Source organism: Terrabacter sp. R4-6, assembly GCF_057529065.1.
The window spans coordinates 3,933,638-3,955,137 of sequence record NZ_CP197224.1 but is presented as its reverse complement, the minus strand read 5'-3'; the positions used below and the strand labels follow the sequence as shown (position 1 = coordinate 3,955,137).

Sequence of the window (21,500 nt, the reverse complement as noted above, 5' to 3'; positions counted from 1 at the left end):
ACACGACACCCGATCGGGGGTCGATCCCAGCGACTGTAGGTACGCGACCGTCAGTGGCGGAGCCGGGGCGAGTAAAGAACCGTTAAGGAAAGCGCAGCCGGTCGGGTGCCGGGGTTCGGGCGAGGAGGGAGCCGCCGGTCAGGACTGGCCGCCGCCGCCCTGGTCGCCGTCGCCGCCGTCCTGCGGGTCGCGCAGGCCTTCGTAGATCTCCTTGCAGACCGGGCAGACCGGGAACTTCTGGGGGTCGCGGCCGGGCACCCAGATCTTGCCGCAGAGGGCCACGACGGGCTCGCCCGACAGTGCGCTCTCGAGGATCTTCTCCTTGCGCACGTAGTGCGAGAAGCGCTCGTGGTCGCCGGGCTCCTGGAGCTCCTCGCGGACCTCCTCGCGCTCGATCGTGGCCGTGCTCGTGCGCCGCAGGGGCTCGGGCTCGGGCTCGAAGGGGTCGGGAGGCATCGTGCTCATGACGAGAGTGTATGCCGCCCTGCCGCACCCCGAAGGAGCCGCTCCCCCGCCGGGTAGGCCCCCCAGGACGCGGGCAGCGAGCCGGGTCGGCCGCTGAGCAGCACCGCCTCGACACCGGCCTCGGGGGCCGTGGGGTCGGGCTCGAGGCCGATGCGGCGGAGGGTCTGTCGGGCCACCGCGACGGGCGAGTCGAAGATCGTCACGCCTCGACCCAGGGCCGCGACGATGCGCTCGACGACGAGGCCGTAGTGCGTGCAGCCGAGCACGAGCGAGCGCACGCCCGCCGGGGTCTGCGACGCGGCATACGCGATGCACTCGTCGACGGCGTCCGGGTCACCGGACTCGATGGCCTCGGCGAGGCCGAGCGCCGCGACCGCGTAGGTCTCGACGTCGGCGGCGAAGGCGTCGACGAGTCCCCGGAGGTAGTCGCTCGACGTCGTGGCCGCCGTGGCCCACACGGCGACCGGCCCACCCCCGGCGGCTGCCGGGCGGATCGCAGGCACGGTGCCGATGACGGGGACGGCCGGCTCGAGCTCGGCACGCAGGGCCCCGAGGCCGTGCACCGAGGCCGTGTTGCACGCGACGACGATCGCGGCGGGCTCGTGGGGCAGCGTGGCGCGCGCCGAGGCGAGGATGAGGCGCTGGACCTCCTCCGGCGACCGCGGGCCGTAGGGCATGTTGTCCGGGTCGAGCGACAGCACGAGGCCGAGGTCGGGTCGCAGCGCATGGAGCGCGTCGGCATACCCGAGGAGCCCGAGCCCGCTGTCGACGAAGGCAACTCGCCTGGTCGACGTCGGCATCTCGGGATGCTCCTCGGTGTCGGGCCGCACGGGCTCCGTGACGCCCACGTCAGTTCATCGACGGGTCGTCGGGGAAGTTCGCGACGTACGCGAGGCTGTCGCGCTGGCGTCGGAGCACCTCGCGCCACAGCCCGTCGGGGCGCGGGGTGAAGGCGTCGCGCACCTCCGCGTCGACGACGTACCAGTCGCCTCGCAGCACCTCGTTCTCGAGCTGGCCCGACTCCCACCCGGAGTAGCCGGCGAAGATCCGCAGACCCGCCAGCTCGGCCGCGACGACGGGGGTCGGCACGTCGAGGTCGACGAGACCGATCGAGCCGAAGAGTCGCTTGACCCCGAGCGGCTCGGGCTCGTCGCCCGGCACCGTGACGAGCCCCAGCGCCGACGACGTCGACACCGGCCCGCCCTGGAAGAGCACGTGCGGCGCTGTCACGACGCGCTGCCAGCCCGGCAGCACCGAGTCCACCTCGGCCGACAGGGGCTTGTTGAGCACGACGCCCTGGGCGCCGCCGTCGTCGTGGTGGAGCATGAGGATGACGGACCGGTGGAACACGTCACCCCCGACGGACGGCGTCGCCACGAGGAGGCGGCCGGTGTGGAACGTCGAGCTCACGGGCCCAGCCTTCCACACCGGCGACTGCTCAGAAGCGCGCGCCCCGCTGACCACGGCGGTCGTCGTCGCCCCAGCGGGACACGAGACCGTCACCGCGGTCGTTGCGGCGGCCCCGACGGTCGTCGGAACGACCGCCACCGTGCTGCGGACGCGAGCCGCTGCGCTGGCCCTGGCGCGGACCGCGCGGGCCGGCAGGTCCTCGATGGTGCTGCTTCGGACCGGCGATGAGGCGCTGGAAGTCGTCCTCGGCGATCGCGACACCACTGGGGGTCGTGGCACCGGTCGCCGCGATGATCGCGTCGCCAGGCGTGGCCCGGACGGGCGAGATCTCGAGTCCGGCGTCCTTGAGCTGGCGCTCCATCGTGCGGCGCTGGTGCGGCAGGGCGAGGGTCACGACGGTGCCCTTGTCGCCGGCGCGGGCCGTACGGCCGGAGCGGTGCAGGTAGTCCTTGTGGTCGGCCGGCGGGTCGACCTGCAGGACGACCGAGACGTCGTCGACGTGGATGCCGCGGGCGGCGACGTCGGTGGCGACGAGCACCGGGAGGGTGCCGTCACGGAACGCACCGAGGACGCGGTTGCGCTGGCCCTGGTTGAGCCCACCGTGCAGCGCCGCCGCCATGACGCCCTGCTCGCGCAGCTGGAGCGCGATGCGGTCGGCGCCGAGCTTGGTGCGGCAGAACACGACGGTGCGGCCCTCGCGGTTGGCGACCTCGGCGGTGATGACCTTCTTGTGCTGCGGGTCGATGAGCAGGACGTGGTGGTCCATGCCCTCGACCGATGCGGTCGCGTCGTTCGTCGAGTGCGTCACCGGGTCGGTGAGGTACTTCTCGACGAGCGCGTCGATGCCGCGGTCGAGCGTCGCAGAGAAGAGCAGGCGCTGGCCGTCGGACGGGATCTTGTCGAGGCTCGTCGTGATCTCGGCCATGAAGCCCATCTCGGCCATGTGGTCGGCCTCGTCGAGCACGGTGATGGCGATGTCGTCCATCTCGACCGCGCCGCGCTCGAGCAGGTCGTTGAGGCGGCCCGGCGTCGCGATGAGGATGTCGACGCCCTTGTTGAGCGCGTTGATCTGCGTCGTGTAGCTGAGGCCACCGGCGACGAGCTTGTGGCGCAGGCCGGCGACGTGCACGAGCGGCTCGAGCGCGTCGGAGATCTGCATGGCGAGCTCGCGGGTCGGCGTGAGGATGAGGGCGTGGGGCTTGCGCGGGCGACGCTTGAGGTCGGCCTCGAGCAGCCGCGCGATGAGCGGCAGGCCGAAGGCGAGCGTCTTGCCCGAGCCCGTCTGGCCGCGGCCGAGGACGTCCTTGCCGGCCAGGGCGTCGGGGATCGTCGCGGTCTGGATGGGGAAGGGCGAGGTGATGCCCTCGCGGGCGAGACGCTCGACGATCCGCTCGGGCAGGCCGAGGGCGGCGAAGCCGTTGTCGGCGGCGACGTCGACGGGTCCGTCGGACACGTCGGCGCGGGTCGACTTGGTCCAGCTGTCGGCGTCCATGCGCTCGGCCTCGGCGTCGTCGAAGCTCACGGGAGCACGGTCGGGGAAGCGGTCGGCGCCGCGGTCGGTGCGGCGGTCGAACGACGGACGGTCGTCACGACGCTGGAAGCCACGGTCACCACGGTCGTCACGGCGCTGGTAGCCACCACGGTCGCCACCGCGGTCGTCACGGCGGTCGAAGCTCGGGCGGTCCTCACGACGCTGGAAGCCACGGTCACCACGGTCGTCACGACGCTGGTAGCCACCACGGTCACCGCCACGGTCATCGCGGCGGTCGAAGCTCGGGCGGTCCTCACGACGCTGGAAGCCACGGTCACCGCGGTCGTCACGACGCTGGTAGCCACCACGGTCACCGCCACGGTCATCGCGGCGGTCGAAGCTCGGGCGGTCCTCACGACGCTGGAAGCCACGGTCACCGCGGTCGTCACGACGCTGGTAGCCGCCGCGGTCGCCGCCACGGTCATCGCGGCGGTCGAAGCTCGGGCGGTCGTCACGACGCTGGTAGCCACCACGGTCGCCACCGCGGTCATCACGGCGGTCGTACGACGGACGGTCGTCACGACGCTGGTAGCCGCCACGGTCGCCACCGCGGTCGTCGCGGCGGTCGTCGCGGCGGTCGAACGACGGACGGTCGTCACGACGCTGGTAGCCGCCACGGTCGTCACGACGGTCGGAGGAGCGGTGCTCGTCACGCGGGGCGCGCCACTCGCGGCCGCCGACGTGCGAGGAGCCCGACGATGCCGGGCGGGAGGTCTTGGGACCGGAGAAGGAACCGGACTTCGGTCCGCCCTGTCCGCGGTGCGGCTTCTTGGTCGCGGCGGACTTCTTCTCGGTGGACCATCGGGCCTTCTTGGGCGCGCCGGAGGAGGTGTGCTTGGGCATTGCGTATTCAACTCTCTTGACTCGATGCAGACTTCGCCTCGAGCCGTGAGTCACACCACGACCATGCAGACGAGCCTCAGGCGCAGGAATCTCTGCGCCCCATGTGTACCGGTCCCCGGCATCTGTGCCGTCCGGTGTTCGGATCCGCTCCGCGTCGGTGCCGGGCCGCGCCGTCTGCGCGATCTTCCGGTAGGGGTGTCACCCCGTCGGACGAGCCTGCCCGCCGGGCATCCCCGGCGCCATCTCTTCCGTCGTGATCCGAGGAGACCTCGGAGTCGGATGCCGGCAAGTCTACCAGCGACGCAGCCTGGCCCCGACCACGAGCGCGACCGCCCCGAGGGCCACGCCGACGAGGTCGAGGACGGCGTCCCACACGTCGCCGGAGCGGCCGGGGAGCAGGAAGTGCTGCACGAGCTCGCTCACCGGGGCGTGGATCGCGAAGACGACGACGGCGGTCCGCACGGACCCCAGGGCCCGCCCGACGGCATACGTCGGCACGGCGAAGACGAGGAGGTGGACGACCTTGTCGGTCCAGCTCACCGGGCCCTCGACCGTGACGACGGGCCAGTAGAGGACGAGCAGCTGCGCCACGACGGCCACGACCGCCAGCCCCACGACGAGGCGCGAGGCGGGGGCGGAGCGTCGCGGAAGGCTCGTCATGGCACCGCAGTCTAGGTAGGTTGCGACGAGGGCCCCGACCCCCTCGGCGAGGGCCGCGACGAGAGGAACCCCATGGGCAAGCGCACGGTCACCGTCAACGGCGTCGGCAGGGCGGCCGTCTCCCCCGACGTCGTGCGGCTCGATCTCCGCGTCGGGCACGACGCCGACGACGTCGCGGCGGCGCTCGCCGGCGCGGCCGAGGGCATCACGAAGGTCGGGGCGGTCGTGCGCGACCACGACGTCGCCGACGCCGACATCCGCACGCTCGACGCCGGCGTCAACCAGCGCTGGGACGACACCGGTGTGGCCGTCGGCTTCACGGCCCAGCAGCGGCTCGCCGTCACGGTGCGCCGGCTCGAGTCGGTCGGCGAGATCCTCGAGGCCGCCGCGTCCGCGGTGGGCAACGCCCTGCTCGTCGACCAGGTGCGGCTCGACGTGTCCGACCGCAGCGACGGGCTGCGACGCGCCCGGGACGCCGCCTTCGCCGACGCCAGGGACAAGGCGCAGCAGTATGCCGTCCTCTCCGGCGCCGAGCTCGGCGCGGTCCTCGGGGTGGCCGAGGCGGGCGCCGTCCCGGTCCAGCGCCGCGAGATGAAGCTCATGGCGGCGTCGATGGACGCCGGTGGCATGCCGGTCGAGGGCGGTGACCTCGACCTCGGGGCCTCCGTCACCGTCACCTGGGAACTGCGCTGACGGCGGAATACCGCTCACACACCGATCGTTGGGAGAGACATGGCTACCACTGACCTGACCGCGCAGTCCTTCGAGAAGACCGTTCTCGACAACGACATCGTCCTGGTCGACTTCTGGGCGTCCTGGTGCGGCCCGTGTCGACAGTTCGCCCCGGTCTACGACGCCGCCTCGCAGAGCGGCGACAACGAGGGCATCGTCTTCGGCAAGGTCGACACCGAGGCCGAGCAGTCCCTCGCGTCGGCGGCGAACATCACCTCGATCCCGACCCTCATGGCCTTCAAGGAGGGCGTGCTCGTCTTCGCCCAGCCCGGTGCGCTGCCGCAGTCCGCGCTCCAGGACGTCATCGAGCAGGTCAAGAACCTCGACATGGCCCCGATCAAGGAGCAGATGGCGGCCGAGGCCGCCGCGGGCGCCGCCCCCTCCGACTCGACCGGGCAGGCCTGAGTCCTTGCGGCTGGTCCTCAACGTCGTCTGGGTCGTCTTCGGCGGCTTCTGGCTCTGGCTGCTCTACCTGCTGGCCGGGGTCGTCGCCTGCGTGACGATCGTCGGGATCCCGTTGGGGCTGGCCGCCTTCCGCATCGGGTGGTTCGCGCTGTGGCCGTTCGGGCGCACGGTCGTCGACCACCCGGCCGCCGGCGTCGCCTCGACGCTCGGCAACGTGCTGTGGGTCGTCTTCTTCGGCTGGTGGCTCGCACTCGGGCACGTCACGACGGCCATCGCGCAGGCCCTGACGATCGTCGGCATCCCGCTGGCCCTCGGCAACCTCAAGCTCATCCCGGTCTCGCTCTTCCCGCTCGGGAAGCGGATCGTGCCCGTCGACGGCGGGTCCTGGTCCGCGTTCGGACCGGACCTCGTCGGACCGGGCCGCACGGGCGGCAGCGAGGACCTGCGCCTGCGCTGAGCCGGCCGGCCCGCGCGACCGGCGTGACGGCATACGACAGGAGGGCGTCCCGCGAACGGGACGCCCTCCTGCGCTTGTCGGCGACAGCGTGACGTGGCCACCACGTGAGTGGTGGAGGTGGCGGGAATTGAACCCGCGTCCGATGACGAGAAACCAGGGCTTCTCCGGGTGCAGTGCGCTATGGCTTTTCTCGGCCCCAGGGCTCGCACGCACGCGTCCCCTGACAGGCCCAGTTGAGTAAGAGTCCCGCGCAGCCCCCCAACATGACTGCGCAGCAAGTTTCCTAGCTGATGCCAGACACTGAGTCGGAAACTAGCTCAGGCTGACAGACTTCGAGGCTCGCTCAGGCGGCGAGGGCGAAGTCGGTGCGCTTGGAATTGGCACCTATTGTTGTGCAAGGAGCGTTTACGAGATAACCCTGCATCCTCGACCCGCTTCCCCTGATGTGTCGACCACCGTCGAAACCGATCACCCCCGTGAGGGGTGTCCACGTCGCGCTGTTCACTTGTCAAGCTGCCCTGTGCTCCACCGGGGTGAAGTCCACAGTATGCAGGAGGAACGTCGGGACGGTCCAAGGCATTCCCGTCTCGAAGGGGAGCACCGCGCCCGGGGGTCAGGGGCCCGCCACTAGGCTGCCGACCGTGGTCGACGCGGACCACACCAGTCGCCCCCGCACCCTGGAGGTCCGATGTTCCGCAAGGTACTCGTCGCCAACCGTGGCGAGATCGCCGTCCGCGCCTTCCGGGCCGCGACCGAGCTCGGCGCGCGGACGGTCGCCGTCTTCCCCTACGAGGACCGCAAGAGCGAGCACCGGCTCAAGGCCGACGAGGCCTACCAGATCGGCGAGGAGGGCCACCCGGTCCGCGCCTACCTCGACCACGGGGCGATCGTCGCGAAGGCCGTCGAGGCGGGTGCCGACGCGATCTACCCCGGTTACGGCTTCCTCTCGGAGAACCCGCTTCTCGCCGAGGCGTGCGACGCGGCCGGCATCACCTTCATCGGGCCCCCGGCCTCGGTGCTGCACCTCACGGGCAACAAGGCCCGCGCCATCGCTGCCGCGCGTGACGCCGGCCTGCCGACGCTGCGCGGCTCCGAGCCCGGCACCGACCTCGACACCCTCGAGGCCGCGGCCGAGGACATCGGCTTCCCCGTCTTCGTCAAGGCGGTCAGCGGTGGTGGCGGCCGGGGCATGCGCCGCGTCGAGGCCCGCGAGGGTCTGCGCGACGCGCTCGAGGCCGCCCAGCGCGAGGCCGAGTCGGCGTTCGGGGACCCGACCCTCTACCTCGAGGAGGCGGTGGTCAACCCGCGCCACATCGAGGTCCAGGTGCTCGCCGACAGCACCGGCGAGGTCGTCCACCTCTACGAGCGCGACTGCTCGCTCCAGCGCCGCCACCAGAAGGTCGTCGAGATCGCGCCGGCGCCCAACCTCGACGCGGCGACGCGAGAGAGCATGTGCGCCGATGCCGTCGAGTTCGCGCGCTCCATCGGCTACGTCAACGCCGGCACCGTCGAGTTCCTCCTCGGTGAGGACGGCCGCTACGTCTTCATCGAGATGAACCCGCGCATCCAGGTGGAGCACACGGTGACCGAGGAGGTCACCGACATCGACCTCGTCGTCATGCAGATGCAGATCGCGTCGGGCGACACCTTCACGTCGATGGGTCTGCGCCAGGACGACATCCGCACCAAGGGCTTCGCCCTGCAGTGCCGGATCACGACCGAGGACCCCGCCAACGGCTTCCGTCCCGACGCCGGGACCATCACGGTCTACCGCTCGGCCGGTGGCAGCGGTGTGCGCCTCGACGGCGGCACCGTCTTCGTCGGCGCCGAGATCAGCGCCCACTTCGACTCGATGCTCGTCAAGCTGACGTGCCGCGGGATGACGTTCCCGATCGCCGTGCGACGGGCGCAGCGCGCGCTCGCGGAGTTCCGCATCCGCGGCGTCTCGACCAACATCCCGTTCCTCGAGGCGGTGCTCGGCGACCCGGTCTTCCAGGACGGCCTGGCCACGACGTCGTTCATCGACCAGCGTCCCGAGCTGCTCTCGGCGCGCGTCAGCGCCGACCGTGCGACGAAGCTGCTCAGCTACCTCGCCGACGTCACGGTCAACCAGCCCAACGGCCCGGTCACGACGCGGATCCGCCCCCGCACCAAGCTCCCCCCGCTCCCGGACGCCCCGCTGCCTCCCGGGGCCCGGGGCCGGCTCGTCGCCGAGGGGCCGGCCGCCTTCGCGCGTGCGCTCCGCGCAGCGAACGACGTCGCCGTCACCGACACGACCTTCCGCGACGCGCACCAGTCGCTCCTCGCCACGCGCATGCGCACCCGCGACCTGCTCCACGTCGCCACGCACGTCTCGCACCTGACCCCGCAGCTGCTCTCGATGGAGGCCTGGGGCGGCGCCACCTACGACGTCGCGCTGCGTTTCCTCGCCGAGGACCCGTGGGAGCGCCTCGCCGCCCTGCGCGAGGCGATGCCCAACATCCCCCTCCAGATGCTGCTCCGCGGGCGCAACACCGTCGGCTACACGCCCTACCCGACGGCCGTGACCGACGCCTTCGTGCGCGAGGCCGCGTCGACGGGCCTCGACATCTTCCGCATCTTCGACTCGCTCAACGACGTGTCGCAGATGCGCCCGGCCGTCGAGGCCGTGCTCGCGACGGACACCGCGGTCGCCGAGGTCGCGCTCTGCTACACCGGCAACCTCATGTCGCCCGGCGAGAAGCTCTACACGCTCGACTACTACCTCCGCCTCGCCGAGCAGATCGTCGACACGGGGGCCCACGTGCTCGCCATCAAGGACATGGCCGGACTGCTCCGCGCCCCGGCCGCGGCCCGCCTCGTCCGGGCGCTGCGCGAGCGCTTCGACCTCCCGGTGCACCTGCACACCCACGACACGGCCGGAGGCCAGATCGGCACGCTGCTGGCCGCCATCAACGCCGGGGTCGATGCCGTCGACGCGGCCACGGCGACGATGGCGGGCACGACGAGCCAGCCCTCGCTCTCGGCACTCGTCGCCGCGACCGACGACACCGACCGCCCGACGGGTCTCGACATCGAGAACGTCTTCGCCCTCGAGCCCTACTGGGAGGCGGTGCGTCACCTCTACCGGCCCTTCGAGTCGGGTCTCGACTCCCCCACCGGGCGCGTCTACTTCCACGAGATCCCCGGTGGCCAGCTGAGCAACCTCCGCCAGCAGGCGATCGCCCTCGGCCTCGGCGACCGCTTCGAGGCCATCGAGGACATGTATGCCGCCGCGAACCGCATCCTCGGCAACGTCGTCAAGGTGACACCGAGCTCGAAGGTCGTCGGTGACCTCGCCCTCGCGCTCGTCGGCGCGGGCGCCGACCCCAAGGACTTCGAGGACGACCCGCAGCGCTTCGACATCCCCGACTCGGTCATCGGCTTCCTCAACGGAGAGCTCGGCGACCCGCCCGGTGGGTGGCCGGAGCCCTTCCGCACCAAGGCCCTCGCCGGTCGCCGCTCCAAGCCGCGGCTGACCGAGCTCACGCCGGACCAGGAGCGTGCCCTCGACGAGGCCCCCCGACGCACGCTCAACGAGCTGCTCTTCCCCGGACCGACGAAGGAGTTCGAGAGCTCCCGCGAGTCCTACGGCGACCTCTCCGTGCTCGGCACCGTCGAGTTCCTCCACGGCCTCGAGGCCGGCGAGGAGTACGAGGTGGAGATCGAGCCGGGCAAGCGGCTCATCCTCGGCGTCCAGTCCATCGGCGAGGCCGACTCCAAGGGCATGCGCACCGTCATGTGCACCCTCAACGGACAGTTCCGCCCGATCCAGGTGCGCGACCGGTCCGTCGAAGCCGACGTCAAGTCCGCCGAGAAGGCGGACCCGGGGGCCACGGGCCAGGTCGCTGCACCCTTCGCCGGCGTCGTGACGCTCGCGGTGGCCGAGGGCGACGCGGTCGAGGCCGGCGGCGTCGTCGCGACGATCGAGGCCATGAAGATGGAGGCCAACATCACGAGCCCCACGGGTGGCACCGTCTCGAGGGTCGCCATCGGTGCGCACCAGCAGGTCGAGGGCGGAGACCTGCTCGTCGTCATCGGCTGACCGCGGGTTCGCCCACCGCAGCAACCCACGCACGGCGCGTATGCCGTCACCCCCGCCCGGCGGCATACGCCCGGTTCTCGTGTGCACCGGTGTCCGACGTCGCTACGCTCGTGGTCTCGGGGAGATCGAAGCAGGTGCGTCATGGGCGATCCCGAGGAGCTCCGCCCGGACCCCGAGCCATCGGGACGCGGAGGGCTCAGCGCGAGCGGATGGGCGGCCGTCACGGCGCTCGGAGCCGCCGCGATCACCGCTGCCGCGACGCTCGTCACCCACTTCCTGCCGCCTCCGGGGTCGCAGCAGGACGTCGTGGCCGGGTCGGAGGCCTCGGGTTCGTCGCGAGCCGGGTCCCTGGGCAGCGCCTCCTCCACAGCGCGACCCCTGACGCCCGTCCCCGCACCGGTGCCCGCGCCACGGTCGGAGCTGCTCGAGCGGCTGACCGGGACCTGGTCGGGTCCCGCCCGGTCGGGGGCGCTCGACTACACGCTGACGCTCGTCGTGACGAGCACGTGCGCCGAGAGACGGCCGTGCGGCACCATGACGACGAGCCTGCTCCCCTGCGTCGGCAGCATCACGCTCGTCAAGATCGACGACGGCCCGGCCTTCGACTTCGCGACAGGGTCGTTCAGCCCGGACAGCTCCTCGTCCTGCGAGCTGCGGACGGGCGGGGGTGACTACTTCGTGCTCGGGGATGAGGTCCTCGCGTACCGCACCGGCTACGACAGCGGCACGCAGGGCATCCTGCACCGCGTCAGCTAGGCCTCACGTCGGGCTCGGCGACGGACGCCAGCTCGCGGACGAGCCGCAGGGCGTCCTCGACCGAGCCGGTGACGTCGGGGATCGGGAAGAGCGTCGCGCGCACGACGCGGTCGCGGTCGACGACGAGCGTCTGGCGCTTGAGCCGGGTCGTGCCACCGGCGCGGAAGGTCGGCAGGCGCAGCGCCGTCGTCAGCTCGAGGTCGGCGTCCGAGAGCAGGGGGAAGCGGATGCCGTTCGCGGCGGCGAACTCGGCCTGCTCCGCCGGGCGCTGGGTCGAGACGCCGACGACGGCGGCCCCGAGGCCGGCGAGCTCGCCGAGCCGGTCCCGGTAGGTGCACGACTCCAGCGTGCACCCGACGCCGCCGGGGATCTCGTCGGCCCCGGGGAACGCGTTGCCGGGGTAGCAGTAGACCACCGTGAACGGCTGGTCGGTCACGGGGTCGAGCGCGTGCAGGCGCGGGATCCTCTGTCCGATGAGGCTGCTCACCCGCATGACCTCGTTGGAGTCGGTGGCGGCACCGGCGTCGGGGCGGCCGTCGCCGAGCAGCCAGGTGTCGCCGAACTCCTGCAGGGCGCTGAGGACCGGGAGGGCGCCGCGGCCGAGGGCGGTGAGGACGTACTCGTGACGGGGCGGACGCTCGGAGTAGGCGCGGCGCTCGAGGACGCCGTCGGCGACGAGGGCGTCGAGGCGTTGGGTGAGGACCTTGCGGGAGATCCCCGTCTCGGCGACGAGCTGGTCGAAGCGGGTGCACCCGCCGGCGACGTCGCGCAGGACGAGCAGGCTCCACGGGTCTCCGAGGACACCGACGGCGTGGGCGATGCCGCACGGGTCGACGGCGCTCGCGTGTCGCCTCGTCATGTCGCCATCCTAACTTAGTTCCCAAAAGAGACTCACTGTGGTCTGATGTCGGGGTGCGCGACCTGCGAGACCTCCCGAGAGTCGTCTGGGTGCTGGCCGCCGGGCGGTTCGTCAGCTCGGCCAGCGCCTTCCTCATGCTCTTCCTCGTGCTCTACCTCACCGGGCCCCGAGGACTCGGGGTCGTGCCGGCCGGCATCATCGCCGGCTCGAACGGCGTCGGAGCGCTCCTCGGGAACGTGACGGGCGGTCGGTTCGGCGACCGCTACGGCCACCGCCGCGTCCTGCTCCTCGCGGCGAGCGTCGTCGGCGTGCTCACGGCGCTCATCCCGTGGCAGCCGGTGTGGCTGCTCGCCGTGACGATGCCGGTAACCGGCTACCTCGGGGCCGTCGCCTCCCTCGGGCAGGGTGCGCTCGCGGCCCTCGCCGTCCCGGCTGGGTCGCGTCGGTCGTCGGTCGCCGTGAGCCGCGCCGCGTCGAACGCCGGCTTCGTCATCGGCCCTCCCGTCGGAGCACTGCTCGCCGGCCACGGCTACGACACGCTCTTCGTCCTCGACGGCGTCCTCACCCTCGTGCTGCGCCACGTGACGTCGCGCTTCCTGCCCGAGGACGCGCCGGTGGCGCCCGCACCCGACGCCCCGGCCGGGCTCTGGCGGGCCGTCCGTGGCGATCGCTCGCTCCTGATGCTCCTGCCGGGGGTCGTGCTCGTCGACCTCGTCTACCGTCAGCTCTACTCGACGCTGCCGCTGCACCTGCGTGACCACGGCCAGCCACTGGCGCTCTACACGCTGCTCGTGGCGGTCGGGTCGGGGCTCATCCTCGCCCTCGAGATCCCCGTGGCCCTGTGGCTCCGGGACCGGCCCTCCATCCCCATCATCGCGACCGGATACGCCCTCGTGGCAGTCGGCTTCGTCATCTTCGGGCTGACCTGGCTGGGTGTCGCGGCCGCGGCCGTCGTCGCCATGGTGGTGCTCACCGCCGGCGAGATCCTCTACAAGACGACGGCCACCGCGCACGTGCTCGACGCAGCACCCGCTCACCTCGTCGGGCAGTACCAGGGCCTCTACACCGGCGCCGCGACGAGCGGGACGATGCTTTCCGCGCCGCTGGGCGGGATCGTGTATGCCGCCGCCCCCAATCTGCTGTGGCCGCTCTGCGGCGTCGTGGCGGGCGTCGGGGCCCTGCTCGCCCTGGCCTCGGCACGGGTCCCGGCGCGGGTGCCCGCGCCGGCGACGCACGAGGCCCGGGCCGCCCGACAGCGCTGAGGGGACACCTTGCGCCGGGCGGTGCCGTGTCTCACTGACCTACCACGAGCCGGACGACGAACCGCCGCCACCACCACCGGAGAAGCCGCCTCCGCCTGAGAACCCGGACGAGCCGGACGATCCAGGCGTCGAGGTGAAGGTGCCGGTCGACGTCGTCGAGAAGGAGTCGACGCCGTCGGCGATGCTCGTGAAGTCGGGGAACGCGTTGCCGCTCCAGACGTACCACGTCGGCATCACGAGCGGACGGTTCGCGGCCTCGGCCGCCCTCGCGACGTCGGCGAACGTGCTGGCCCAGCGGTCCGCGACACCGAAGACGACGGCATACGGGAGGTACCGGCTGAAGATGTTGGACGCCTCCTCGAACTCGATCTGCCCGGCCTCGGCGGTCGTGAGGTACTCCTTGAAGCCGAGGGACTGGGCGAGCACGGCCGAGCCCTCGGCGGTCTTGGCGGCCATCCGCCCGCCGAGGATCCAGACGATGAGGCCCGCGACGACGAGGCCGATGCCGAGGGCGACCCCGCCACCGAAACTGCCGCCGAGGATCGCGCTGATCGCGGGGCGGCCGTAGAAGAGCATGAGGCCGCCGAGCACGGCGATGACGAGCCCGAGGCCCTGCCACGCGCTGCGCTGGGTCTGGGGTGAGGACCGGAACCAGCCACGCGTGACGACCTCCTCGTACATCCCGGCCTGGATGCGCTTGAGGGTGCTCGCGAAGGTGTTCTTCAGCTCCGAGAGGCGCACGACGTCGCCTCGGCTGGCGAAGATGCCGTCGAGCAGCTGGCGCTCGTAGGGCAGCAGCCGCTCGTCCGGGGGTGGCGCGAGCCGGGTCAGCGTCCAGTCCGTGCGGCTGAACACTCCCCCGCCGCCGCTCTCCTCGATGCGGATGAAGCCGCGCACCGCGAGGTCGATGACCGTGGCCGAGACGTCGATGGGGTTGGCGGTCTCGTCGATGATGGTGCCGACCATGCCCGGCTGCACGCCCTTCGGCGGCTGGAACTGGACCGCGACGGTGGACGACCCGCCGCGCACCGTGGTGGCACTCGGGGTCCCGTCGCCGGTGGCGCCGGTGCCGTAGGCGGGCGAGAGGCCCGGCGTGAGGTCGGCGTAGCGCTCGTCGCGGCCGCGGGTCCACACGAGGGTCCCCATGACGGCCAGCGCGAGGACGGGGGCTCCCACACCGCCCACCCAGGCGGCGGCGTTGGCGGCCGGTGCCGCGTCGGAGCCGATCGTCGAGCCGGAGTCGCCCTCGCGCACGTCGGCGCGCACGTTGTCGAACGCCGAGGCGGGGTAGGCGGCGAGCACAGACATGGCATCGCCGGCGGTCAGACCGCTCGCGGAGAAGCGGGCCGGGTCGCCGGCCGTCGCCTGGCAGGGCGTGTCGGACCGGTTGACACCCTGGTAGCAGGCCACCTGGCTCGGGGTCGCCGGCGACTTGACGGTGATCGACACCCGGTCCCGGGCGGTCATCTCGTTGGTCCCGAAGACGTTGTAGTAGAGCTCGACGGTGTCGGCCTGGCTCGAGTCGGGGGCGGGCTTGCCGTCGGCGGTGATCGGGTTGAGCACGTCGTGCAGGGTGTAGCTGACGGTGTAGACCTGCGTGCCGCTCGTGAGCTCGTCGGCCGAGCCGATCCGGATCTCCTTGGCGGCACCGTTGTCGCTGACGCGGAAGGCGTCCGGTGCGCCGCTCGGGCTCGACACCGCGACGTCGGTGAGGTCGTAGTAGCGGTAGCGGTTCTCCTCGCCGTTCCACCCCATCCGGACGACGATGTCGCGGAAGATCCCGTGCCGCTCCTCACCGCTGGGGAAGCGCCAGGTGATCGTCTCGGTGACCTTCATGCTGCCGTCGGGCTGCAGGTCGTAGACCGCCGCGAAGGAGTCCATGCCCTCGTCGGCGGCGGCCTGCGCGCCGGACGCGGGGGCGAGCAGGAACAGTGCGGCCGCCAGGAGCAGTGCCAGCACGCCGACGCGCCGGGCGCGGGTCACGCTCGATCGGGTCGATCCGGTCGGTCCAGCCATCGGGGTCCCTCCACGTCGTTGGTCCCTTGCATCCTGACACCGGACGCGGGATCGGGGCCCGTGGTTCCGGTCGGAGGGTCAGCGCCGGCGGTTGGCCGCGCTCATCGCCCGGTCGGCCTCGCGGTTGTCCTGGCGCTCGCGCAGCGCATGGCGCTTGTCGTACTCCTTCTTGCCGGTCGCGATGGCGATCTCCACCTTGGCGCGGCCGTCCTTGAAGTAGAGGGCCAGCGGCACGATGGTGCGCCCGCTCTCACGGGTCTTGTGCGCGATCTTCGTCAGCTCGGCGCGGTGCAGGAGCAGCTTGCGCTTGCGGCGCGGCGCGTGGTTGTTCCACGTGCCGTTGAGGTACTCGGGGATGTGGACGTTCTCGAGGTAGAGCTCGTCGCCGGTGAACATGGCGAAGCCGTCGACGAGCGACGCGCGCCCCATCCGCAGCGCCTTGACCTCGGTGCCGGAGAGGACGATGCCCGCCTCGAAGGTGTCGTCGATGAGGTAGTCGTGTCGGGCCTTGCGGTTGCTCGCGATGAGCGACCGCCCCTTCTCCTTGGGCACCGGACCGTCCTTCCGCCTACTGGGTGTGTGGTCAGCGCACCAACGCTACCCCGAAGGGACCCTCGGCTCAGAGTCGGTTTTGTCCGCGGGCCGGCTCAGAGCCACTTGCGCGGGTTGACCGGCGTCCCGTCCTCGTAGGTGCCGAAGTGCAGGTGGCAGCCCGTCGAGTAGCCGGTCGTGCCGGAGTAGCCGATGAGCTGGCCACGCCTCACACTGCCGCCGAACTTCACGATGCTCGACAGGTGGTTGTAGCTCGTGACGAGGTCGACGCCCCGGTGGATGCCGTGGTCGATGAGGACCTGGTTGCCCCAGCCGCTCGCGCGCCAGCCGGCGCGGATGACCTCGCCGGGCGCCGCGGCATACACCGGGGTGCCGCAGGCGATGCCCCAGTCGAGACCGTCGTGGAGCATCCACTTCTGCAGCACGGGGTGCCACCGCATGCCGAAGCCGGACGTCGTCGGGCCGATGGCCGGGTAGCTGAGGTAGTTCGAGGGCGTCGGGTCGCTCTGCACCGGCGGCGGGGTCTTGGGGATGTAGACCTGGCCCCGCTTCTTGGCGGCTGCGGCCTTGGCCCGCTCGGCGCGGATCTTGGCGGCGCGCTCGGCGCGCAGCTTGGCCTGGCGCTTCTGCTCCGCGATCCGGGCCTGGCGGGCCCGCTCGACGAGGATGGCCTGCAGGCGGGACGACTCTGCGCGGGCGGCGGCGAGGTCGGCGGCCTCGCTCTTCCTCTGCACGGCGAGGTCGGCGGTGTAGGCCGACTGCTTCGACTTCAGCTGGTCGAGCTGGGTCTTGGCGGCGGCGGCGTTCTGCGCTGCGGTGACGGCGTTGTTCTTGGCGATGATCGCCTGGTTCTTGGCCTGGGTGGCTGCCGCGGCCGCAGCCTCGGCGCCGCGCAGCGCGGCCTCGGCCTGGCGCTTGAGCTCGGCGATCTCGCCCCGCACCGACGTGAGGTAGGAGCGGGTCGAGGTGTTGTCGGCCGTCATCGCGGCGAGCTTGTCGATGGTGTCGCTGGCGACCGCGCTCGCGGTGTCGGCCATGACGAGCCGGTTGGCGAAGTCCTCCGGCGAGGTGGAGCCGAAGACCATCCCGAGCTGGGACTCCTGGCCGGACCCCTGGAAGACCTCGGCGGCATACGAGTCGAGGGCGTCCTGGCTGCTGACGAGGTCGGCCCCGCTCTTGGCGAGCTGCTCCTTGGCGCGCTGCTCGTTGGCCAGGGCCACGGCGAGCTTCTGGGCCACGGCCTCGTTGTGCGCGCGGGCCTTGGCCTCGGCGGCGATCGCCCTGGCCTCGGTGGCCTCGGCCGCGACCTGGGCGGCCTGGGCGCGCATCTGGGCCGCCTGGGCCGAGGCGACCCGCTGCTGGGCGATCGGGAGCGCTGCGTTGGTGCGCTGGAGGTTGACGTAGGCGCGCGCGAGAGCGGCGTTCGTGCCCTCGAGCTGCTGGCCGAGCGACGCGATCTTCTGGTCGTTGCGCTTCTTCTGGTCCGACACCGAGTCGGCGCGGGCGACGAGCGCCGAACCCAGGGAGACGGAGCACGCGATGACGAGCCCTGCGGCCGTCAGTCGGGTCGCGGGTCCGCTCGTCTCAGAACGCCTCATGAGCCACATATGCTCCATTGGTACCACACGTCACTCGCGTTGGGGAGAGTTCGTCATGATCAGGGCCGAAGGTCGGCCCGGGACAGCATGCGACGGCGCCCGATCGCCCCGCGGCGAATTCGGGAAATCTTGCAGTTCGTGCCGGGTCAGACGCGCAGGTAGCGGCGCAGCGTCACCCAGGACGTCAGGCTCGAGAGCACGATGACGCCGAGGATGACGAACGGTGCGACGTAGTAGACGTCCGCGACCCCGATGAACGCCGTGTCGGTCAGCGTCTGGCTCAGGAAGCCGACGACGCCGTAGCGCACCGTCGCCCACAGCATTCCCATCGCCAGGACCGCCCCGAGCACGCTCGACAGGACGGTCTCCATGACGAAGGGGAAGCGGATCGTGAAGTTCGAGGCACCGACCAGCCGCATGATGCCCGTCTCGCGCCGGCGGCTGAAGGCGGTCTGGCGAATGGTCGTCGAGATGAGCATGACGGCGGCGAGCACCATGAGCGAGGACAGCGCGATCGCTGCCCAGGACACGGTGTTCATGAAGGTGAAGAACTTCTCGAGGAGCTTCTTCTGGTCCTGGACGTCGGCCACGCCGGGCATGCCCTTGATCGAGCTCGCGACGACGTCGAACTTGCCGGCGTCGTTGAGGTTCACCCGGTAGGAGTCGGCGAAGTAGGACTCCCCCGCCCGCGCGAGCGGCGAGTTCTTGTAGGTCTGCTTGAACCGCTCGTACGCCTCGTCGCGCGACTCGTAGTACACCTCCTTGACCGTCGGCTTGAGGGCCTCGAGCTCGGCCTTGATCGCCGTTCGCTGGGCGTCGGTCGTCGCCTCGCCCGCGCAGTTGGTGAAGCGGGTCTTCTCGGCGCAGAGCATGACCGTGACCTGGACGCGGTCGTACCAGTAGTCCTTCATGGTGTCGACCTGCCGCTGGCCCATGAGGCCGAGGCCGAGGAGGTACATCGAGATCATCGTGACGATGACGACCGAGACGGCCATCGAGAGGTTGCGTCGGAGGCCGTTGCCGATCTCGCCGAGGAGGAACTGGAATCGCATGTCGTGTCTCGCTTCGTCTCGCGCTCAGCGGTCGCTCGTCTGGACGGCCTTGTGCCGCCGGAAGATTCCGCCCTTGCTGCGTGGCGCGTCGGCGTCGCGCCCGATGGGCGGCAGCCCGTCCGGCTCGTCGTCAGTGTCGTATGCCGTGGGGTCCCCGTCGTCGTAGCCGTCGGACACCTCGGGCTCGACCGCGCGGCGCGGCGCCTCGGGCTCCTCGTCGAGCCGGATGCGCGGGATGGAGCCGGTCGTGTAGTCGCCGGCCTCCATGTCGCTGACGAGCACGCCACGGTCGAGGCGGATGACGCGCTTGCGCATGGCGTTGACGGTGACGGTGTCGTGGGTGGCCATGACGACGGTCGTGCCGGTGCGGTTGATGCGGTCGAGCAGCTGGACGATGCCCAGGCTCGTGTCGGGGTCGAGGTTGCCGGTGGGCTCGTCGGCGAGGAGGATCGGCGGCCGGTTGACGAAGGCGCGGGCGATGGCGACGCGCTGCTGCTCGCCACCCGAGAGCTGGTGGGGCAGGCGCTTCTCCATGCCGGCGAGGCCCACCAGCTCGAGCGTCTCCGGCACCGTCTGGCGGATGCGGGCGCGGCTGCTGCCGAGGACCTGGAGGGCGTAGGCCACGTTCTGGAAGACCGTCTTGTTGGGCAGCAGGCGGAAGTCCTGGAAGACACAGCCGATCTCGCGGCGCAGGGCCGGGACCTTGCGCTCGGGCAGGCGGTCGAGGTCACGCCCGGCGACGAGGATGCGGCCGCGGGAGACGTCCTGCTCCTTCATGACGAGCTGCATCATCGTCGACTTGCCCGAACCGGACGTGCCGACGACGAAGGCGAACTCGCCGCGCGGGATCTCGAGGCTGACGTCGTCCAGGGCCGGACGAGTCGTCCGCGGGTAGGTCTTCGTGACGTTCTCGAAGAGGATCATGCGACGGGCCTCGACTCGTACTGGACATCAGCTGGGCATCAGCGGGACAGCGGCTGGGCCGGGAGGCACGTGACGGCATACGCCGGCGTGCACAGGGCCGGCTCCGAGGCTACGGGCCGACAGGCGAAACCCCCGGAAAACGGCCGGGCCCGGCGTGGCGGCGTGCTGCGCCCGTCCGGGCGCTCAGCAGACGAGCGTCGTGAGGCCCTGGGCCGACTCGGAGCCGGCGCGGTAGAGCTTGCCCCAGCCCTGCGTGCAGAGCGAGGTCGTGCGCACCGGCGTCGAGTAGCTCAGCTGCTGGCGGTTGGCGCTCGAGGTGAAGCCGCGAGTCTCGGGCTCGCCGCGGACGGCGACCCCGGAGTACGAGCGGTAGGCGAAGCCCCGCGCGTGGTACTGGTCCCAGACGTAGACGGACGCGAAGTTCATCCACGCCGAGCCGCGGGAGTCGCTGCACCACCCGATGTACTGGCGGACCGTGAAGGCGGACATCCCGAGGTCGGAGACGACCTTCCGGTCGCCGATCTGGCGGACGCTGCTGCACGGCTGGGAAGCGCTGCCGGTGGCCGCGGACGCCGCGGGAGCCAACCCGACGGCGACGACGGCGGCCGCGACGAGCGCGGCGAGGGTCATGACGAGACGGTGGAGGGGTGACATGGGTGGAACCTCTCGAGCGGGAGCCGTCGGGTGGAGCCGACGACGCGACCCTACGAGGGCTGCGGCCGGCGCGCCCGGCGAAAGCCGAGATCGCCCGAGATGTCAGTCCTCGCGGCGGTTCTCACCGATCTGCCACCGGATGCCGGCCTCGATGAAGCCGTCGATGTCGCCGTCGAAGACCGCGCTCGGGTTGCCGGTCTCGAACTCGGTGCGCAGGTCCTTGACCATCTGGTACGGGTTGAGCACGTAGGAGCGCATCTGGTCTCCCCAGCTCGCCTTGACGTCGCCCGCCATCTCCTTCTTGACCGCGGCCTCCTCGGCCTTGCGCTGCAGGAGCAGGCGCGACTGGAGCACGCGGAGGGCGGCGGCGCGGTTCTGGATCTGGCTCTTCTCGTTCTGCATCGAGACGACGATGCCGGTCGGGATGTGCGTCATGCGCACCGCCGAGTCGGTCGTGTTGACGCTCTGGCCGCCGGGACCGCTCGAGCGGAAGACGTCGACCTTGAGCTCGTTCTCGGGGATCTCGATCGAGTCGTCGCTCTCGATGAGCGGGATGACCTCGACCGCAGCGAAGCTCGTCTGGCGACGGCCCTGGTTGTCGAACGGGCTGATCCGGACGAGGCGGTGCGTGCCGGCCTCGACGGAGAGGTGGCCGAAGGCGTACGGCACGTTGACCTCGAAGGTGGCGGACTTGAGGCCGGCCTCCTCGGCGTACGAGGTGTCCATGACCTTCGTCGGGTAGCCGTGGCGCTCGGCCCAGCGGAGGTACATCCGCATGAGCATCTCGGCGAAGTCGGCGGCGTCGACCCCACCCGCGCCGGCGCGGATGGTGACGACGGCCTCGCGCTCGTCGTACTCCCCCGACAGCAGGGTGCGGACCTCGAGCTCGCCGACGTCCTTCTTCAGCGTGGCGAGGTCGCGTTCGGCCTCCTCGAGGGTGGCGGCGTCGCTCTCCTCCTGGCCCATCTCGACGAGGGTCTCGAGGTCCTCGATGCGGGCGTCCATCCCGAGGATGCGGTCGCGCTCGGAGTTGGCGCGGGACAGGGCGCTCGTCACCTGCTGGGCCGCGTCGGGGTCGTCCCACAGGTCGGGGGCGGAGGCCTGCTGCTCGAGCTCGTCGATGGTCCGGGCGAGCTCGTCGAGGTTCGTGACCCCGCGCACGGAGTCCATCGTCGCGCGCAGGTCCTTGATCTCTTGCGTGAAGTCAACAGCCACGATGGAACAGCCTACGGCAGCGGCGAGCCGCGTCGCGCACGCCGGG

Annotated in this window: 19 protein-coding genes and 1 other RNA gene; 6 read left to right on the top strand and 14 right to left on the bottom strand. The window is 71.4% G+C overall.

What is annotated here, in order from left to right; translation table 11 throughout:
* Positions 1–138 precede the first annotated feature (138 nt).
* The 5 genes from ACSSS0_RS18340 to ACSSS0_RS18320 form a co-directional block, all read right to left on the bottom strand.
* Complete coding sequence (locus ACSSS0_RS18340; protein ID WP_056775799.1) at positions 139–465, bottom strand: DUF3039 domain-containing protein; 327 nt, start codon at positions 463–465, stop codon at positions 139–141.
* On the bottom strand, positions 462–1,265 hold the full coding sequence (locus tag ACSSS0_RS18335; protein WP_487229128.1) for a glutamate racemase: 804 nt from the start codon (positions 1,263–1,265) through the stop codon (positions 462–464). Before ACSSS0_RS18335 ends, ACSSS0_RS18340 begins: the two co-directional genes overlap by 4 nt.
* A 49-nt stretch (positions 1,266–1,314) precedes the next feature.
* Positions 1,315–1,875 carry a YqgE/AlgH family protein gene (locus ACSSS0_RS18330; protein WP_487229127.1) on the bottom strand — a complete coding sequence of 187 codons (561 nt, stop codon included), beginning with the start codon at positions 1,873–1,875 and terminating at the stop codon, positions 1,315–1,317.
* A gap of 28 nt (positions 1,876–1,903) precedes the next feature.
* Positions 1,904–4,249 carry a DEAD/DEAH box helicase gene (locus ACSSS0_RS18325; RefSeq protein ID WP_487229126.1) on the bottom strand — a complete coding sequence of 782 codons (2,346 nt, stop codon included), beginning with the start codon at positions 4,247–4,249 and terminating at the stop codon, positions 1,904–1,906.
* A 291-nt stretch (positions 4,250–4,540) separates the two neighbouring features.
* Positions 4,541–4,909 (bottom strand): VanZ family protein, encoded by a 369-nt coding sequence (locus ACSSS0_RS18320; protein ID WP_487229125.1) that lies wholly within the window; start codon positions 4,907–4,909, stop codon positions 4,541–4,543.
* Positions 4,910–4,981: 72 nt separating this feature from the next.
* Here ACSSS0_RS18320 and ACSSS0_RS18315 point away from each other — a divergent pair, with 72 nt between their 5' ends.
* The 3 genes from ACSSS0_RS18315 to ACSSS0_RS18305 are packed head-to-tail and all read left to right on the top strand — an operon-like array spanning position 4,982 to position 6,503.
* Entirely contained in the window at positions 4,982–5,602 is a 621-nt protein-coding gene (locus ACSSS0_RS18315; protein ID WP_487229124.1) for an SIMPL domain-containing protein, read from the top strand.
* A 39-nt stretch (positions 5,603–5,641) separates the two neighbouring features.
* Positions 5,642–6,046: a thioredoxin gene (gene trxA, locus ACSSS0_RS18310; protein ID WP_487229123.1), complete on the top strand. Its 405-nt coding sequence runs from the start codon at positions 5,642–5,644 to the stop codon at positions 6,044–6,046.
* Between the two features lie 4 nt (positions 6,047–6,050).
* Positions 6,051–6,503: a YccF domain-containing protein gene (locus ACSSS0_RS18305; protein WP_487229122.1), complete on the top strand. Its 453-nt coding sequence runs from the start codon at positions 6,051–6,053 to the stop codon at positions 6,501–6,503.
* 109 nt (positions 6,504–6,612) lie between these two features.
* Here the strand turns inward: ACSSS0_RS18305 and ssrA are convergent.
* Positions 6,613–6,979, bottom strand: a transfer-messenger RNA (tmRNA) gene (gene ssrA, locus ACSSS0_RS18300).
* 212 nt (positions 6,980–7,191) lie between these two features.
* Between ssrA and ACSSS0_RS18295 the strand changes: the two genes are divergently transcribed.
* Together ACSSS0_RS18295 and ACSSS0_RS18290 are read left to right on the top strand one after the other, a co-directional pair.
* On the top strand, positions 7,192–10,566 hold the full coding sequence (locus tag ACSSS0_RS18295) for a pyruvate carboxylase (RefSeq protein ID WP_487229121.1): 3,375 nt from the start codon (positions 7,192–7,194) through the stop codon (positions 10,564–10,566).
* A 141-nt stretch (positions 10,567–10,707) separates the two neighbouring features.
* Positions 10,708–11,322 (top strand): hypothetical protein, encoded by a 615-nt coding sequence (locus ACSSS0_RS18290; protein ID WP_487229120.1) that lies wholly within the window; start codon positions 10,708–10,710, stop codon positions 11,320–11,322.
* On the opposite strand, the gene ACSSS0_RS18285 is transcribed toward ACSSS0_RS18290, so the two are convergent.
* Positions 11,315–12,181, bottom strand: a complete 867-nt coding sequence (locus ACSSS0_RS18285; RefSeq protein WP_487229119.1) for a winged helix-turn-helix transcriptional regulator — start codon at positions 12,179–12,181, stop codon at positions 11,315–11,317. The two genes, ACSSS0_RS18290 and ACSSS0_RS18285, sit on opposite strands and share 8 nt — an antisense overlap.
* Positions 12,182–12,234: 53 nt before the next feature.
* Here ACSSS0_RS18285 and ACSSS0_RS18280 point away from each other — a divergent pair, with 53 nt between their 5' ends.
* Positions 12,235–13,443 (top strand): MFS transporter, encoded by a 1,209-nt coding sequence (locus ACSSS0_RS18280; protein WP_487229118.1) that lies wholly within the window; start codon positions 12,235–12,237, stop codon positions 13,441–13,443.
* A gap of 39 nt (positions 13,444–13,482) precedes the next feature.
* Here the strand turns inward: ACSSS0_RS18280 and ACSSS0_RS18275 are convergent, their stop codons facing one another.
* The 7 genes from ACSSS0_RS18275 to prfB all read right to left on the bottom strand — a co-directional run bounded on the left by ACSSS0_RS18275 (position 13,483) and on the right by prfB (position 21,454).
* Complete coding sequence (locus ACSSS0_RS18275; RefSeq protein WP_487229117.1) at positions 13,483–15,459, bottom strand: DUF2207 domain-containing protein; 1,977 nt, start codon at positions 15,457–15,459, stop codon at positions 13,483–13,485.
* A gap of 78 nt (positions 15,460–15,537) precedes the next feature.
* Complete coding sequence (gene smpB, locus ACSSS0_RS18270) at positions 15,538–16,011, bottom strand: SsrA-binding protein SmpB (protein ID WP_056775785.1); 474 nt, start codon at positions 16,009–16,011, stop codon at positions 15,538–15,540.
* A gap of 95 nt (positions 16,012–16,106) precedes the next feature.
* Entirely contained in the window at positions 16,107–17,609 is a 1,503-nt protein-coding gene (locus tag ACSSS0_RS18265; protein WP_487229116.1) for a peptidoglycan DD-metalloendopeptidase family protein, read from the bottom strand.
* 146 nt (positions 17,610–17,755) lie between these two features.
* Positions 17,756–18,661, bottom strand: a complete 906-nt coding sequence (ftsX, locus tag ACSSS0_RS18260) for a permease-like cell division protein FtsX (protein ID WP_435986572.1) — start codon at positions 18,659–18,661, stop codon at positions 17,756–17,758.
* Positions 18,662–18,685: 24 nt separating this feature from the next.
* Complete coding sequence (ftsE, locus tag ACSSS0_RS18255) at positions 18,686–19,585, bottom strand: cell division ATP-binding protein FtsE (protein WP_487229115.1); 900 nt, start codon at positions 19,583–19,585, stop codon at positions 18,686–18,688.
* A 183-nt stretch (positions 19,586–19,768) separates the two neighbouring features.
* Positions 19,769–20,239, bottom strand: a complete 471-nt coding sequence (locus ACSSS0_RS18250; protein WP_487229114.1) for a hypothetical protein — start codon at positions 20,237–20,239, stop codon at positions 19,769–19,771.
* 102 nt (positions 20,240–20,341) lie between these two features.
* The gene (gene prfB / locus ACSSS0_RS18245; protein ID WP_487229113.1) at positions 20,342–21,454 is read right to left on the bottom strand and encodes a peptide chain release factor 2; all 1,113 of its coding nucleotides are present in this window, start codon (positions 21,452–21,454) and stop codon (positions 20,342–20,344) included.
* Positions 21,455–21,500: the final 46 nt, after the last annotated feature.

Excerpts from the sequence above, each read along its gene's own strand:
- ACSSS0_RS18335 (WP_487229128.1), bottom strand. The coding sequence starts at position 1,265 with ATGCCGACGTCGACCAGGCGAGTTGCCTTCGTCGACAGCGGGCTCGGG.
- ACSSS0_RS18320 (WP_487229125.1), bottom strand. The coding sequence starts at position 4,909 with ATGACGAGCCTTCCGCGACGCTCCGCCCCCGCCTCGCGCCTCGTCGTG.
- ACSSS0_RS18325 (WP_487229126.1), bottom strand. The coding sequence starts at position 4,249 with ATGCCCAAGCACACCTCCTCCGGCGCGCCCAAGAAGGCCCGATGGTCC.
- ACSSS0_RS18285 (WP_487229119.1), bottom strand. The coding sequence starts at position 12,181 with ATGACGAGGCGACACGCGAGCGCCGTCGACCCGTGCGGCATCGCCCAC.
- ACSSS0_RS18315 (WP_487229124.1), top strand. The coding sequence starts at position 4,982 with ATGGGCAAGCGCACGGTCACCGTCAACGGCGTCGGCAGGGCGGCCGTC.
- ACSSS0_RS18275 (WP_487229117.1), bottom strand. The coding sequence starts at position 15,459 with ATGGCTGGACCGACCGGATCGACCCGATCGAGCGTGACCCGCGCCCGG.
- ACSSS0_RS18295 (WP_487229121.1), top strand. The coding sequence starts at position 7,192 with ATGTTCCGCAAGGTACTCGTCGCCAACCGTGGCGAGATCGCCGTCCGC.
- trxA (WP_487229123.1), top strand. The coding sequence starts at position 5,642 with ATGGCTACCACTGACCTGACCGCGCAGTCCTTCGAGAAGACCGTTCTC.
- ftsE (WP_487229115.1), bottom strand. The coding sequence starts at position 19,585 with ATGATCCTCTTCGAGAACGTCACGAAGACCTACCCGCGGACGACTCGT.
- ACSSS0_RS18250 (WP_487229114.1), bottom strand. The coding sequence starts at position 20,239 with ATGTCACCCCTCCACCGTCTCGTCATGACCCTCGCCGCGCTCGTCGCG.
- ACSSS0_RS18340 (WP_056775799.1), bottom strand. The coding sequence starts at position 465 with ATGAGCACGATGCCTCCCGACCCCTTCGAGCCCGAGCCCGAGCCCCTG.
- ftsX (WP_435986572.1), bottom strand. The coding sequence starts at position 18,661 with ATGCGATTCCAGTTCCTCCTCGGCGAGATCGGCAACGGCCTCCGACGC.
- ACSSS0_RS18290 (WP_487229120.1), top strand. The coding sequence starts at position 10,708 with ATGGGCGATCCCGAGGAGCTCCGCCCGGACCCCGAGCCATCGGGACGC.
- ACSSS0_RS18265 (WP_487229116.1), bottom strand. The coding sequence starts at position 17,609 with ATGAGGCGTTCTGAGACGAGCGGACCCGCGACCCGACTGACGGCCGCA.